17 protein-coding genes and 1 riboswitch are annotated in these 14,704 nt (G+C 61.9%); of the genes, 8 read left to right on the plus strand and 9 right to left on the minus strand.

Annotated elements, in window-relative coordinates:
* The first annotated feature begins 74 nt into the window (after positions 1 to 74).
* From PO860_RS09570 to sugE, 6 genes are all read left to right on the plus strand, one after another.
* Complete coding sequence (locus tag PO860_RS09570; RefSeq protein WP_183607242.1) at positions 75 to 779, plus strand: hypothetical protein; 705 nt, start codon at positions 75 to 77, stop codon at positions 777 to 779.
* Between the two features lie 75 nt (positions 780 to 854).
* The gene (locus tag PO860_RS09575) at positions 855 to 2,864 is read left to right on the plus strand and encodes an acetyl-CoA carboxylase biotin carboxylase subunit (RefSeq protein WP_273882776.1); all 2,010 of its coding nucleotides are present in this window, start codon (positions 855 to 857) and stop codon (positions 2,862 to 2,864) included.
* A 112-nt stretch (positions 2,865 to 2,976) separates the two neighbouring features.
* Entirely contained in the window at positions 2,977 to 4,104 is a 1,128-nt protein-coding gene (locus tag PO860_RS09580; protein WP_275038259.1) for an S-(hydroxymethyl)glutathione dehydrogenase/class III alcohol dehydrogenase, read from the plus strand.
* Complete coding sequence (locus tag PO860_RS09585) at positions 4,104 to 4,565, plus strand: GNAT family N-acetyltransferase (protein WP_275038260.1); 462 nt, start codon at positions 4,104 to 4,106, stop codon at positions 4,563 to 4,565. The genes PO860_RS09580 and PO860_RS09585 overlap by 1 nt, the downstream gene beginning before the upstream one ends.
* Before the next feature lie 10 nt (positions 4,566 to 4,575).
* On the plus strand, positions 4,576 to 5,043 hold the full coding sequence (locus PO860_RS09590; protein ID WP_183607238.1) for a YaiI/YqxD family protein: 468 nt from the start codon (positions 4,576 to 4,578) through the stop codon (positions 5,041 to 5,043).
* A 179-nt stretch (positions 5,044 to 5,222) separates the two neighbouring features.
* Positions 5,223 to 5,537, plus strand: coding sequence for a quaternary ammonium compound efflux SMR transporter SugE (gene sugE, locus PO860_RS09595; RefSeq protein WP_275038261.1), 315 nt, complete (start codon positions 5,223 to 5,225; stop codon positions 5,535 to 5,537).
* A 42-nt stretch (positions 5,538 to 5,579) separates the two neighbouring features.
* Here the strand turns inward: sugE and PO860_RS09600 are convergent, their stop codons facing one another.
* From PO860_RS09600 to crcB, 7 genes are all read right to left on the minus strand, one after another.
* The gene (locus PO860_RS09600; RefSeq protein WP_183607237.1) at positions 5,580 to 5,972 is read right to left on the minus strand and encodes a DoxX family protein; all 393 of its coding nucleotides are present in this window, start codon (positions 5,970 to 5,972) and stop codon (positions 5,580 to 5,582) included.
* Between the two features lie 139 nt (positions 5,973 to 6,111).
* Positions 6,112 to 7,644: an acyl-CoA carboxylase subunit beta gene (locus PO860_RS09605; protein ID WP_183607236.1), complete on the minus strand. Its 1,533-nt coding sequence runs from the start codon at positions 7,642 to 7,644 to the stop codon at positions 6,112 to 6,114.
* A 141-nt stretch (positions 7,645 to 7,785) separates the two neighbouring features.
* A complete protein-coding gene (locus tag PO860_RS09610; RefSeq protein WP_183607235.1) occupies positions 7,786 to 8,244 on the minus strand; it encodes a calponin homology domain-containing protein in 459 nt (152 codons plus the stop codon).
* 67 nt (positions 8,245 to 8,311) lie between these two features.
* Positions 8,312 to 9,097 (minus strand): ATP12 family chaperone protein, encoded by a 786-nt coding sequence (locus tag PO860_RS09615; protein ID WP_272782518.1) that lies wholly within the window; start codon positions 9,095 to 9,097, stop codon positions 8,312 to 8,314.
* A gap of 9 nt (positions 9,098 to 9,106) precedes the next feature.
* Positions 9,107 to 9,760: an HAD-IA family hydrolase gene (locus PO860_RS09620; protein ID WP_183607233.1), complete on the minus strand. Its 654-nt coding sequence runs from the start codon at positions 9,758 to 9,760 to the stop codon at positions 9,107 to 9,109.
* Positions 9,757 to 10,749, minus strand: coding sequence for an RluA family pseudouridine synthase (locus tag PO860_RS09625; RefSeq protein WP_183607232.1), 993 nt, complete (start codon positions 10,747 to 10,749; stop codon positions 9,757 to 9,759). The genes PO860_RS09620 and PO860_RS09625 overlap by 4 nt, the downstream gene beginning before the upstream one ends.
* Positions 10,750 to 10,843: 94 nt before the next feature.
* Positions 10,844 to 11,221 (minus strand): fluoride efflux transporter CrcB, encoded by a 378-nt coding sequence (gene crcB / locus PO860_RS09630; protein ID WP_275038262.1) that lies wholly within the window; start codon positions 11,219 to 11,221, stop codon positions 10,844 to 10,846.
* 121 nt (positions 11,222 to 11,342) lie between these two features.
* Here crcB and PO860_RS09635 point away from each other — a divergent pair, with 121 nt between their 5' ends.
* A complete protein-coding gene (locus PO860_RS09635; RefSeq protein WP_097619630.1) occupies positions 11,343 to 11,609 on the plus strand; it encodes a hypothetical protein in 267 nt (88 codons plus the stop codon).
* 73 nt (positions 11,610 to 11,682) lie between these two features.
* Here the strand turns inward: PO860_RS09635 and PO860_RS09640 are convergent, their stop codons facing one another.
* Positions 11,683 to 12,702 (minus strand): copper chaperone PCu(A)C domain-containing protein, encoded by a 1,020-nt coding sequence (locus PO860_RS09640; protein ID WP_275038263.1) that lies wholly within the window; start codon positions 12,700 to 12,702, stop codon positions 11,683 to 11,685.
* 73 nt (positions 12,703 to 12,775) lie between these two features.
* The gene (locus PO860_RS09645) at positions 12,776 to 13,156 is read right to left on the minus strand and encodes a hypothetical protein (RefSeq protein ID WP_183607228.1); all 381 of its coding nucleotides are present in this window, start codon (positions 13,154 to 13,156) and stop codon (positions 12,776 to 12,778) included.
* A 157-nt stretch (positions 13,157 to 13,313) separates the two neighbouring features.
* Positions 13,314 to 13,406, plus strand: a riboswitch (glycine riboswitch).
* Between the two features lie 158 nt (positions 13,407 to 13,564).
* On the opposite strand from PO860_RS09645, the gene gcvT reads away from it, so the two are divergent.
* Positions 13,565 to 14,701 carry a glycine cleavage system aminomethyltransferase GcvT gene (gene gcvT, locus PO860_RS09650; RefSeq protein WP_273883763.1) on the plus strand — a complete coding sequence of 379 codons (1,137 nt, stop codon included), beginning with the start codon at positions 13,565 to 13,567 and terminating at the stop codon, positions 14,699 to 14,701.
* Positions 14,702 to 14,704: the final 3 nt, after the last annotated feature.

Here is a 14,704-nt window from a genome sequence, read left to right on the forward strand (position 1 = left end):
CTCTTCTTGAGGGATCGTCAATTCGCAGGCGATAAAACTGTCTCCGGCTTCATGATGAAGCCTGGAGCTAAAACATGAGCGAATTTCGTCTCGCTTTTCCGGCCTGTGTGGTGGCCGGCAAGCATCGGCTGACGGCCGAAGATATATTGCTATTGCGTAAACATGCTTTTCCGGAAGGCATCCGGACGTCCGACGATGTCGTGGCGATGTTGGCGCTGAATAATTCCTGCCCTGAAAAATGTGCCGCCTGGAACGCTTTCTTCGTAGAGCAGCTCGCCGGTTTCATCGTTCATTACACCTATCCGCAGGGCTCCCTTGATGAAATCAACGTCGCCTGGATCATGCGCATGTTCACGACCGACGGTGTCGTCAACTCGGCGCTGGAACTCGAGCTCATTCTCCACGTCATGGAGATTTCGGCCGACGTCCCGGGTGAATTGAGAGCGCTCGCCCTCGATCAGCTCCGTCTGGCGATCACCGACAATATCGGTGGCTACAAGCTGTCGCGTGCCGTCGATCGCCGGGGCATTACCCGCCAGGACGTCGATTTCGCGATGCGAATCTTCAGAAGCGTCGCCGAAAGCGGCATCATTCCCGTTTCCTCGGCCGAATACGGCGTGCTCCAGCAGATCGAGCAGGCAACCCTGCCCGGCGCCAATCATCCCCACTGGGCGGGGATCATGGCCGCCGTCGAGCTGCGTGACTATGCCGAGCCGCGGCGCAGCCGCTGGCTGCGAATCGTCGACGAGGAACCTGTCTGCGAAGCCGCTGTCGCCTGATGCTCCTCAAGCCTGATTGTGCGTTCCGGTGTTTTGTGCGTAAAACTCCGGAACGCATTTCTGGGTGGAGTCTCGATGTTCAAGAAAATCCTGATCGCGAATCGCGGCGAAATCGCCTGCCGCGTGATCAAGACTGCGCGCCGCATGGGCATTCGAACCGTTGCGGTCTATTCGGATGCGGATCGGGACGCGCTGCATGTCGAGATGGCCGACGAGGCCGTGCATATCGGCCCGGCCGCGGCGTCGGAGAGTTATCTGGTGGCCGAAAAGATCATCGCCGCCTGCAAGGCGACGGGTGCGGAGGCGGTTCATCCCGGCTACGGCTTCCTGTCTGAACGCGCCGCCTTCTGCGCTGAACTGGAAAAGCAGGGCATCGTCTTCATCGGCCCCAAGCCGAAGGCCATCATGGCAATGGGCGACAAAATCGAATCGAAGAAATTCGCCAATGCCGCCGGCGTCTCCACCGTGCCCGGCCATCTCGGCATCATCGAGGATGCCGCCAATGCGGAAGCGATCGCAGGTGGCATCGGTTATCCCGTCATGATCAAGGCATCGGCCGGCGGCGGCGGCAAGGGTATGCGCATTGCCTGGAACGAGGCCGAGGTGCGCGACGGCTTCGAGCGCGCCCGCTCGGAGGCGAAAAGCTCGTTCGGCGACGAACGCGTCTTCATCGAGAAATACGTTGTCGAGCCGCGCCATATCGAGATCCAGGTGCTGGCCGATGCGCATGGCAATGTCGTCTATCTCGGCGAGCGCGAATGCTCGATCCAGCGGCGGAACCAGAAGGTGGCGGAAGAGGCGCCCTCGCCCTTCCTCGATGAATCCACCCGCAAAGCGATGGGCGAACAATCGGTGGCGCTGGCGAAAGCCGTCGACTACCAGAGCGCCGGCACCGTCGAATTCATCGTCGACCGCGACCGCAATTTCTATTTCCTCGAAATGAATACCCGCCTGCAGGTCGAACATCCCGTGACCGAACTCGTCACCGGTATCGATCTCGTCGAGCAGATGATCCGGGTGGCAGCGGGAGAGCCCCTTCCCTTTGCTCAGAAGGACATCAGGCTCGACGGCTGGGCGATCGAGAGTCGGCTTTATGCCGAAGATCCCTACCGCAACTTCCTGCCCTCGATCGGCCGCCTGACGCGCTACCGCCCGCCGGCCGAAGGCCGGACCGGCAATGTCGTCATCCGCAACGATACCGGCGTCTTCGAGGGCGCCGAGATCTCGATGTATTACGATCCGATGATCGCCAAGCTCTGCACCTGGGCGCCGACGCGGCTGGAGGCGATCGAGGCCATGGGCAAGGCGCTCGACGGCTTCGTCGTTGACGGCATCGAACACAATGTTCCCTTCCTGTCGGCGTTGATGAAACATCCGCGCTGGCGCGAGGGCAGGCTTTCCACAGGCTTCATCGCCGAGGAATATCCCGATGGTTTTGCGCCGATGAAACCGGAGCAGGCGGAGGAGGCCGTGCTTGCCGCCATCGCCCTCTCCGCATCGCTGATCGAGGCGAACCGCCGCGAACGTTTCGCCGATCGTCTGCGCGCCGCATCGGGCGCGCTGCGCGAGGACTGGGTGGTCAAGATTGGCGACAACCACGTCGCTGCAAGGTTGCTCGACGGCCTTGTCACCATCCCCTTCGATATGGACATGTCGATAGAGGGCGAGAGCCAGAATATTGTCACCGATTGGAGACCTGGCGAACCTGTCTGGAGCGGCAAGGTCGGCGGTCGCGATATCACCGCACAGATTCGCCCCGTTCTGAACGGGTTGCGTATCGACTGGCAGGGGCTCTCTGTCATCGCCAAGGTGTTTTCGCCGCGTCATGCCGAACTCGACAGGCTGATGCCGGTGAAGCTGCCGCCCGATACCTCCAAGCTCCTGCTCTGCCCGATGCCCGGCCTCGTCGTCGCCATAGCGGTTGCCGAGGGCCAGGAGGTCAAGGCCGGCGAGACGCTGGCGATCGTCGAGGCGATGAAGATGGAAAACGTCTTGCGCGCCGACCGCGATCTCGTCGTTTCGAAGATCAATGCCGCGGCCGGCGAAAGCCTGGCCGTCGACGCCGTGATCATGGAATTCGCCTGAGAGGAAAAGACCGGCGGCCGGCCGTTTTCGCTTGAGCCGAGTTCGCCGACCATGCCAAGCTCAGCCCGATAAATCAGCTGGGAACCGACAAAATCAGCAGGGAGACAGGAAGATGGACGTTCGCGCCGCCGTTGCCGTTCAGGCAGGCAAACCGCTTGAGGTGATGACTGTGCAGCTGGAGGGGCCGAAGGCCGGCGAAGTGCTGGTGGAAGTCAAGGCGACGGGCATCTGCCACACCGACGATTTCACCCTGTCGGGCGCCGATCCGGAAGGCCTGTTTCCGGCCATCCTCGGCCATGAGGGCGCCGGCATCGTCGTCGATGTCGGCCCCGGCGTCACCTCGGTGAAGAAGGGCGATCACGTCATTCCGCTTTACACGCCGGAATGCCGCGAATGCTATTCCTGCCTTTCCCGCAAGACCAATCTCTGCACCTCGATCCGCGCGACCCAGGGCCAGGGGCTGATGCCGGATGGTACGAGCCGCTTCTCGATCGGCAAGGACAAGATCCACCATTATATGGGCTGCTCGACCTTTTCGAACTTCACCGTGCTGCCGGAGATCGCCCTTGCCAAGGTCAATCCCGACGCCCCCTTCGACAAGATCTGCTACATCGGCTGCGGCGTCACCACAGGCATCGGCGCGGTCATCAACACCGCCAAGGTGGAGATCGGTTCGACGGCGATCGTCTTCGGTCTCGGCGGCATCGGCCTCAACGTGCTGCAGGGGCTGCGGCTTGCCGGCGCCGACATGATCATCGGCGTCGACATCAACAATGACCGCAAGGCCTGGGGCGAAAAGTTTGGCATGACCCATTTCGTCAATCCGAAGGAGGTCGGCGACGACATCGTGCCCTATCTCGTCAACCTGACCAAACGCAACGGCGACCTGATCGGCGGCGCCGACTATACGTTCGACTGCACCGGCAACACCAAGGTGATGCGCCAGGCGCTGGAGGCCAGCCATCGCGGCTGGGGCAAGTCTATCATCATCGGCGTGGCCGGCGCCGGCCAGGAGATCTCCACCCGCCCGTTCCAGCTGGTCACCGGCCGCAACTGGATGGGCACGGCCTTCGGCGGCGCCCGCGGCCGCACCGACGTCCCGAAGATCGTCGACTGGTACATGCAGGGCAAGATCCAGATCGACCCGATGATCACCCACACCATGCCGCTCGAAGACATCAACAAGGGCTTCGAGCTGATGAACAAGGGCAAGAGCATCCGCGGCGTGGTGGTCTACTGATGGCTGCAGCCAACTACAGGGTCGATCTCAGGAGGCTCGACGAGCTCCCCGCGCGGGAGCTCTACGACCTGATGAGAATGCGCGTCGATGTTTTTGTCGTCGAGCAGAACTGCCCGTATCCGGAACTCGACGGCAAGGATATCGATGCTCTGCATTTGCGGCTGCTGGAGGGCGCTGAGCTCCTGGGCGCAGCGCGAATCCTGAAACCGTATGAGCCGCGGGATCCGTCAAAGATCGGCCGCGTCGTCGTCTCGCCTGCCCACCGCGGCAAGCGGCTGGGCGATGCATTGATGCGCGAAGCGATCACCGCCTGTGAGCGGCTTTATCCGGCAAGTCCGATCGCCTTGTCGGCGCAAGCCCATCTGCGCCGTTTCTACGAATCCTTCGGCTTTGTCGGGATATCGCAGGAATATCTGGAAGACGGCATTCCCCATATCGATATGATCAGACAGCCGGCATGAGGATTTCGCCATGATCTATGTCGACGCCGACGCTTGCCCGGTGAAGCCGGAAATCTTGAAGGTTGCCGAACGCCACGGCCTCGAAGTCACCTTCGTCGCCAATTCCGGCCTGCGCCCCTCGCGCGATCCGATGATCCACAACGTCATCGTATCCAACGCTTTCGACGCCGCCGACAACTGGATCGCCGAGCGCGCCGGCGCCGGCGATGTCGTCGTCACCGCCGATGTACCGCTCGCCGTGCGTTGCGTCGCGACCGGCGCCTTCGTCAGCGGCCCCACGGGACGCGTCTTCGACGAGACGAATATCGGTATGGCGAGCGCCATGCGCGATCTCGGCGCGCATTTGCGCGAAACCGGCGAGAGCAAGGGCTACAACGCCGCCTTCAGCCCGAAAGACCGCTCACGCTTCCTCGAAACCTTCGACCGCCTCTGCCGCCGCACCAAGAACCTTGCCGCGGAAGCCGGCGGGCAAGGCTGATCCCGTACCTTGAACCTGCAAAACCGGTGCGCAAGAAACGGGTGGTATGGCGGCCGTGCCGATTCCTACCTTGAAGTCAGCCGTCGCCTCGCGCATATAGGCGCTATCGCAGACGACTGCGGCATCCCAAGGATGCAACCGTCGCGGGGACGGCCTCGCTCTTGAACAAGGAGAGTCGCATGGCCTGGTTTCTGCTTTTTCTCGCCGGTCTTTTCGAATGCGGTTGGGCGATCGGCCTTAAATACACCGAGGGTTTCACGCGACCGCTGCCGACGACGCTGACTGTCATATCGATGGCGGTCAGCATCGTGCTGCTCGGCCTCGCGGTGAAGCATCTGCCGATCGGCACTGCCTACGCGGTCTGGACCGGCATCGGCACGGTGGGCACCGTGCTCCTCGGCATCTGGGTGCTGGGCGATGAGGCAAGTGTCTCCCGCCTTGCCTGCATCATGCTGATCGTCGGCGGTATCGCCGGTCTCAAGCTCACCGCCTGATATGAGGCTGAGGGGCGTCGCCGACGCCCCTCAGTTTATCGTTCAGGCTGACTTGCGGTTATCGACGGCAAAAGCGCCGGGACCGGAGAAGAACAGGTAGAGGAAGACGAAGCAGAACAGGATCGCGGCGTCGCCCTGGTTGACGGCCGGGAAGAAGCTGTTCGGGGCATGCGCCATGAAATAGGCGACGGCCATTTCGCCGGCGAGCAGGAAGGCGACAGGGCGCGTCAGCAGGCCAACGAGAATGAGGATGCCGCCAATAAGCTCGAGAAGGGCGGCAAACAGTATCAGCGGCGGCAGCGGGCCGGCCATCTGCGCAGCCGGGAAAGCGAACAGCTTCATCGTGCCGTGTTCGATAAAGAGCAGCGCGGTGATGATTCTGAGAGCGGCCAGCCCATAGGGGCGATAGGCAGAAAGACGCTCGAAACTTGACATTAAACCTCTCCATTTAAAACAATACGGCCGAGCGTTAGCCTGTCATCGACACGGATTGAACACACGGATTGCTGACAGCCGTTCACTTTTTCGACAGCAGGTAAACACGTGAGCTGGCGGTTTTATTCGCCCGCAAATGTCAGAGCGGGATGTTGTCGTGTTTCTTCCAGGGATTGGCGAGATCCTTATTGCGCAGCATCTTCAATCCGCGGGCCAGCCGCCGGCGGGTCGAATGCGGCATGATCACCTCGTCGACATAACCGCGCTCGGCGGCGACGAAGGGTGAAAGGAACCGGTCCTCGTACATTTTCGTATGCGCGGCGATCTTTTCCGGATCGGCAATATCCTTGCGGAAGATGATCTCGACCGCACCCTTGGCGCCCATCACGGCGATCTGCGCTGTCGGCCAGGCATAGTTGAGGTCGCCGCGCAGATGTTTCGACGCCATCACGTCATAGGCGCCGCCGAAGGCCTTGCGGGTGATGACGGTGAGTTTCGGCACCGTCGCCTCGGCATAGGCAAAGAGCAGCTTGGCGCCATGCTTGATCAGGCCGCCATATTCCTGCGCCGTGCCCGGCAGGAAGCCGGGGACGTCGACGAAGGTGACGATCGGAATGTTGAAGCAGTCGCAGAAGCGCACGAAGCGCGCCGCCTTGCGCGACGCGTCGCTGTCGAGCACCCCGGCCAGCACCATCGGCTGGTTGGCGACAAAACCGACGGTCGAGCCTTCGACGCGGCCGAAGCCGCAGACGATATTTCCGGCAAAACTTTGCTGGATCTCGAAGAAATCCCCCTCGTCCGCCACCTTCCGGATCAACTCCTTGATGTCGTATGGCTTGTTGGCGCTGGCCGGCACCAGCGTATCGAGCGACATATCGACATCTGTCACCGACTGATAACACTCGATCTCGGGCAGCGGCGCGGTATTCGAAAGCGGCAGGAAATCGATCAGCCGGCGCACCTGCAGCAAGGTTTCGACATCATTCTCGTAGGCACCGTCGGCAATCGACGAGCGCACCGTGTGGACCACGGCACCGCCGAGTTCCTCTGCCGTCACCGTCTCGTTGGTCACGGTTTTCACCACGTCGGGGCCGGTGACGAACATGTAGGAGGTGTCGCGCACCATGAAGATGAAATCGGTCATGGCCGGCGAATAGACGTCGCCGCCGGCGCAGGGACCCATGATCACCGAGATCTGCGGAATGACGCCGGAGGCAAGCACATTGCGCTGGAATACCTCGGCATAACCGCCGAGCGCCGCCACACCCTCCTGGATGCGGGCGCCGCCGGCATCGTAGATACCGATAACAGGCGCGCGATTCTTCAGCGCCATGTCCTGCACCTTCATGATCTTCTCGGCATGCGCTTCCGACAGCGAGCCGCCGAAGACGGTGAAGTCCTTGGCAAAGACGAACACCGTGCGGCCGTTGACGGTGCCCCACCCGGTGACGACCCCGTCCCCGGCAATACGGCTCTTGTCCATCCCGAAATCGGTGGAGCGATGTTCGACGAACATGTCGAACTCCTCGAAGGAGCCTTCGTCGAGGAAGAGGTCGATGCGCTCACGTGCCGTCAGCTTGCCGCGCTTGTGCTGGGCGTCGATGCGTGCTTCACCGCCGCCGAGGCGGGCTACGTCGCGGCGCCGTTCCAGTTCTTCGAGAATTTCCTTCATACGATCTCCTCACCGCAGCAGGCGGCAATCCGGCAGTAAATGCTAGAGCAATTCCGGGACAAGTGCGAAGCGGTTTTCCCGGAATTGCGTAAAAACAACAGGATAGAGCGGTTCTGCGCTTCCGTTAAAAGCTGAATCGCTCTATCGCCCGCGCCCGCTGAGTGAGAAAACCGAGCGAATCCTTGCTGCGACGTCCTCGGCCAAGATCTCGTCGGCAAGCTTGGGGTCGGCGGCGATGCTGGTCACGTCGAAGGCGCTGACGGCGATGACCGAGCCGTCCTCGACGGAGGCGGCGTCGATGCTGATCTTCGCGACATTGCGGTCCTTCTGAAAGCCGAGGCCTTTCTCGATGGACACCACGCGGATCGTCAGCACCACCCGCGGCAGCACAGTATCGCGCACGGTGACGTTGATCGCAGCGTTGACGCGGTCGTTGATGCCGGCAAGCAGCTCGGCCGGCATGTTCGGGCCGGAGACAACGACGGCGCTGCGCACGTCGTACATCGGGGCCTCCGGCTTCGTGGCCGAGAGGCTGGCGCAGGCCGTGAGCGCGACACAAAAGAGTGCGGCCCGGCAAAAACACGACCTCAGCCAATTCATTGCAAAATCCCGCACCACCCCGTTGGAGTCGCAGATTTCGTCATAATGTCCGAGAAGGCAATATGTTTCAGGCGCTTAGGGCGAAAAAAACCTCCGTCGCCGCCTTGAACTCGGCAAAGCGCTTGGCGCGGCGCTCCTCGGCTTCCTCGTCGCTGCCCCAATGCTCGATCGTCCAGTCCTCGTCGAGATGAGCAAGCGACCAGACCTCCTCCCTCGGCACCCGGCCGCAGGCAAAGGCGAGCGCCAGGATCGCCGAACCTGTGAGCGTGGTAACCGTGTGGAGTGCGGCAAGCGCCATCGGGCTATCAAATCTGGCGAGCGTGACGGCGAAGGCGGCAGTCGCTTCGCGCGGCTGCTCTTGCGGCATCACACCTTCGATGAGGATGAAGCGGGCGCCGAGATCGTTGGCCGCCCAGTCGACCACTGGATCCCAACGCTCGGCCTGGCGCTCGACCAGCGGTTCCGGCCCATCGGCGCGGTAGCAGATGAGATCGCTGGAGGAAAAGCGCAGGATATCCTCGAAGATCGCCTGCGCATTGGCGGTCACGCCGTCGAGTGCCGTGTTGACGAGCCGCGTCACCGGCATCGTCACGGGATTGATCTCTTCGCCCTGCGCCTGCCATTCGGCGGCGACAAGCCGAGCCAGCGCCTCCGTGGGAACCGCCAGAACCTGCCGAGCCGGCGTGCGCACCATCTTGCCGTCGAGCGTGATCGCAAAACCGTCCTCGTGCTCGGCAACCGAGACGTCGTTATAGAAACGCTTCGGCAGCGGCTTCTTCATCTGGATCTGCGCGCGGCGGATGGGATCGGGATGACTCAGGCCTTCGGAAAGGTCGTTCAGCAGATCGCGCATGGGTTCACCTCAGGAAAAATGACGCAATATCTCGTTGGGATGGTAAGCGATCGCATCGGCGCCGTTGGCGATCAGCTCATCCACGCTGGCATAGCCCCAGGCAACGCCGATCGCCTTGGCGCCGGCAGCCTTTGCCATCTGCATATCGTAAATCGCATCGCCGATGACAATGGCATCAGTGGCATTGATGCCGGTTTCGTCACAGCATTCCGTCACCATGGCCGGATGCGGCTTGGAAGGGCAATCGTCTGCGGTGCGCGCAACGATGAAATATGGGTCGAAGCCGTGCGTCTCCATCACGAGGTTCAGCCCGCGCCTGGATTTGCCTGTCACTGCGCCGATCAGCAGATCCTCGCGCCCGCTGATTGCGTCGATCATCTCGCGAATGCCGGGAAACAGCGGCTCCCTGTAGTCGAGATCCCTGCGCACGACCGAGAACAGCGATTTGTAATGCGCCGTCATATCGATATCTTCCGGCTCGACATGCGGCTTGCCCTGCATGCGGGCGATCGCGATATCGAGGGACAGGCCGATAATGGACTTGGTGTCCTCAAATCGCGGTTCCGGCTTGCCGAATTTCTCGAAGGTCCTACGCATGGTTTCGTGGATCAGGCCGGCGCTATCGACCAGCGTGCCGTCGCAATCGAAAAGCGCGAGTTTCATTCGCTGTCCCTTTCAGCGCCGGCAAGGTCGAGGCCGAGCAGATTCCAGGTCTGCACCATATGGGCCGGCAGCGGCGCACTGACGCGCAGCCGCCCGCCAGAGGGGTGCGGGATGTCGATGTGGCGCGCGTGCAGGTGCAGCTTCTTCTGGACGCCGCCCGGAAAATCCCAATTCGGATCATCGTCGAAATATTTCGGGTCACCGATGATCGGATGGCCGATATGCAGGGCATGGACGCGCAATTGGTGGGTGCGGCCGGTATAGGGCTCCATCTCCAGCCATGCGAGGTTCTGTGCCGCCGTCTCCAGCACGCGGTAGAAGGAAATCGCATGGTCGGCGCCGTCCTCGCCGTGTTTGGCGATGCGCATCCGGTCGCCATCGGCCGTCGGTTCCTTGACGAGCCAGGTCGAGATCTTGTCCTCGTGCTTGCGCGGCACGCCCTTGACCAGCGCCCAGTAGGTCTTCTTGGTGTCGCGCTCGCGAAAGGCCGCCGTCAGCTTCTGTGCGGCGCCGCGGGTGCGGGCGATGACGAGAACACCTGAGGTGTCGCGGTCGAGGCGATGCACGAGCCGCGGCTTTTCGCCCTTCGGGCTGGTCCAGGCTTCGAGCATCTGGTCGATATGCCGGGCGACACCGGAGCCGCCCTGCACCGCAATACCGGGCGGCTTGTTGAGCACGATGACCTTATCGTCCTCATGCAGCACCATGCGCGACAACAGTTCGAAATCGGACGAATGCTTGAGATCCCTACCGGCGATCGGTCCGGATTTGACCTTGGCATCGACATCCAGCGGCGGAACCCGCACCGTTTGGCCGGGCTGCACGCGCGCATCCGATTTGACCCGCCCGCCGTCGACACGCACCTGGCCGGAGCGCAACAGCTTCTGCAGCGGACCGAAACCGAGCCCGGGAAAATGCACCTTGAACCAGCGATCGAGCCGCATGCCGGCTTCGTCGGGTTCAACCTTGATATGTTCTATGCCAGCCATAAAAAATCTTTCGGAAATTGCAGCGCGGGCCTAGCCGGCGTTCTTGCCGCAGCCTTTAGAGCATTTTCACGCAAAACGGAAACCGGAAAAGAAATCAGGCCAACGCGCGCATGATAGCGAGGCCTGCGATGACGGCCGCCATCGAAAGTCCGACGCTCGCAGCGATATAAATGCCGCCGGCGACAGCCTCGCCGCGTTCGAACAGCGAGATCGCATCCAGCGAGAAGGCCGAAAAAGTGGTGAAGCCACCGAGCAAGCCGGTGATCAGCAACAGGCGCAGTTCCGCCGAGGCATTGAATTTCCGCGCGATCAGCTCGGCGAAGACGCCGATGACGAAGCAGCCGACGACATTGACGGCGAGCGTGCCCCAGGGAAAGGCCGGGCCGAGGAGCCGCAGCGACCACTGGCCGACATAATATCTGAGAACGGAACCGATAGCGCCGCCGACAGCGACGAGAAGAGCCTGGATCATCAGCCGGATTTATCGCAACTCCGCGGAGATTCCAATCGTGACGGAATGAATTCTTACCATCCGGTAAAATGCCGATGATTTTGTTATGATGGCGCCAAGATCATGCCGATACGGTGACGGCATGACCCAGCTCCTGTCCGTATCGGCCAACACCGCTGCCATTGCCTTCGAATCGCTGAGAATCCCTCAGCGTGTGGCAACGAGCACCGCTGCGCGTGATGCACGGCGCATTGCCGACCGGCAATTGAAGGCCGAAAACCCCGATCAAGCCGATGAGCCCTCCAGCATCATCCAGTCGACGGAGGTGGCGCTCGACCTGATGGCCAAGGGCAACCGCCAGCCGCAGGCCGGCCTGAAGCAGGCGCTGCGATCCTACGAAGATTTCTGACCACCGCCGTCCACACAAAAAGCCCGTGACTGAAATCACAGTCGCGGGCTTCTCTGTCTCAACAGCCGCTGCCCTACTTGCCCTGGGCCGACAACACCTGCAGCACCATGTCGACCTTACCGGCCTTTTCGAAGGTCAGCGTCACCGGAACCGTATCGCCCTGCTTGAACGGCGTCTTCACCTTCTGGAACATCAGATGCAGGTTGCCGGGCTCGAGCTTGACCGTCTCGCCGGCGGCAATCGCGATGCCGTCCTTCAGCTGTCGCATCCGCATGACATTGTCCTTGGTCTCCATTTCGTGGATCTGAACCTCGCCTGATGCGGGCGAGGTCACCGACACCAGCCTATCGTCCGTCTGACCATTGTTCTTCACCGTGAAGAAGCCGCCGCCGACCGGCTGGCCGGGCAGCATCGCCTTGGCGAAACCGCCGGAGATTTCGAGATCGCCGGCCTTGACCGTTTCACCGGCCGGAGCGGCAGCGCCCGCCATGCCGGTCATGTCCATGCCGGTTTTACCGGTCATGTCCATCCCGGCCATGTCGTCATGATCGTGGCCATGGCCTTCGCCGGCGACGACCTTCAAGAGCGGCGCCGGGCTTTTCAGGCCATGCGCGTCGCCGCCCTCCTTCGCCAGCTGATCCCAGGCTTGGACGGTATCGCCGCACATCTGCGTCACCGGAAAGGCGAGCGAAGTGCCGGCCTCAACACCCGAAACTTTCCCCTGGATGACGAAGGTGTCGTAAAAGTCGTCGGAGAGATTGCCGTTCTTCCAGCGGATCTCGACCGCACCTGTCTTCACCTTGTCGCCGTGATTATCATAGGTCCTCAGGTAATCGCCCTTGATCACCTCGAGCTCCCAGCCGGCCTTCGGCTGCGGCTTGGCGAAGACGAAACCTTCCGGCAGCTTGACCCGCACCTCGGTGGTCGCCTTGCCGTCGCAGCCATGCGGCAGCTGCAATGTGGCGAGAATGGTGCTGTCCTGCGTCGCCTGCTTGTCGAGGAAGGTCACATGTGCCTCGGCGCCGGCAAAGGCGGTCGCGGAAATAAGGACGGCAAGCCCGAATGTCTTGCCAAATGTCTTCATAGTCTTCATCGGATATCTCCTCGCCGGCCGCGGACTTCTCTCGGGCGGACCGGCATGCTGCGTCATGGGTTACGGAGGCAGATCAGGCGAGGACAGGAGGCGCACGGGAATTCGGCCGGATGACCGCACTTGCGTCGGCAACGGCTGAGGTTTCGATCGGCGAATTGATGAGCGAGCCGAGCTTGCGTTCGAGCCAGGAGCCCGCATCCGGCGTCGGCAGAATAACCGAGGCCGACAGTCGGCAGGCTTCGCAATTCGGCTTGAAAGCGACGGTCTTGCCGTCTGTGTCCTTCACCGTGACGCAGAGCGAGGCGAAGCTGCCGTCCGGCAGCAGATAGGCGGCGGCATCGTAGCCTTCGGAAGCAACGGCCAGCGGCGCCTGGTGGGCAAGACCGAGCAAAGCCAGGCTCAATGCGCAAAGCATGCGCAGAAAGAGCGTCGCTTTCAATTCGGTCCGCCGCATGAGATCCCCTTCAACAGCAGCCGCGATAGCCGGTTTCCCCAAGGAATGCAAAAGCAGATTTGCCGCAGTTTAAGGCCTTATTGGAATAAGACGACAAAAATTTGCTCGGTGACGACATTTGGCGCTTGCCAACTGCCGCAGCCGCCGGATAATTGCGCCAACCTTGTTGGGAGAATCCGGTGCTTTCGCCACCGGTGCCGAAGGAGCAACCGCCCCGGAAACTCTCAGGCAAAAGGACCAGCAAGGGGCAGACGGAACTCTGGAGAGAAGCGTTTACGAAACGCTCGCCGAAGGGATAACAATCTCAGGCATCAAGGACAGAGGGGGCTCAGGAGAGAAGTGCGCAGCCGCGCCTTCAGATTTGAGCCCGCGCCTTCCTGAAGAAGGCGCAAACCCCGGAGGCGTCTTTTGGACGATACTGCTGCCCTGAAGAAAACCCCGCTGCATGGCCTGCATCTCCAGCTCGGCGCCCGCATGGTGCCGTTCGCGGGTTACGACATGCCGGTGCAATATCCCGCCGGCGTGATGAAGGAACATCTTCATACCCGCACCGAGGCCGGCCTGTTCGATGTCTCCCATATGGGCCAGGTCATCGTGAAGGCGAAGTCGGGCAGCTACGAGGATGCAGCCCTCGCGCTCGAAAGCCTGGTGCCCGTCGACATATTAGGCCTTGCCGAAGGCCGCCAGCGCTACGGCTTCTTCACCGACGACAGCGGCTGCATTCTCGACGACCTGATGATCTCCCATCTCGACAATCATCTTTTCGTCGTCGTCAACGCGTCCTGCAAGGAAGCCGATCTCGCCCATCTGCAGGCCCATATCGGCGACCAATGCGACATTACCCTCTTGAACCGCGCTTTGATCGCGCTGCAGGGACCGCGTGCCGTCGAGGTGCTCGCCGAACTCTGGGCCGACGTCGCGGCAATGAAATTCATGGATGTGCGCCACTGCCGCCTGCACGACGTTTCTTGTCTTGTCTCGCGCTCCGGCTATAGCGGCGAGGACGGCTTCGAAATCTCGGTTCCATCGGACAAGGCTGTTGATGTCACCATGCGGTTGCTCGAGCATCCCGATGTTCAGGCGATCGGCCTCGGCGCCCGCGATTCGCTGCGCCTTGAAGCCGGTCTCTGCCTCTACGGCAATGATATCGACACCACCACCTCGCCGGTCGAGGCGGCGCTGGAATGGGCGATGCAGAAGGCAAGGCGCGGCGGTGGTGCACGCGCCGGCGGCTTCCCCGGCTCCGGCCGCATCCTTTCCGAACTCGAAAACGGCGCCGCCCGCCGCCGCGTCGGCCTGAAGCCGGAGGGCAAAGCGCCGGTGCGCGGCCATGCCAAGCTCTATGCCGATGCCGAGGGCAAGGTCGAGATCGGCGAAGTCACCTCGGGCGGCTTCGGCCCGAGCGTCGAAGGCCCCGTCGCCATGGGCTACGTGCCGGTCTCCCATGCTGCGGCCGGCACCCTCGTCTACGCCGAGGTGCGCGGCAAATATCTGCCGATCACCGTCAGCGCCCTGCCCTTCGTTACCCCGACCTACAAACGCTAAATC

It is taken from the genome of Rhizobium binxianense, assembly GCF_028994275.1.
GTDB lineage: Bacteria > Pseudomonadota > Alphaproteobacteria > Rhizobiales > Rhizobiaceae > Rhizobium > Rhizobium binxianense.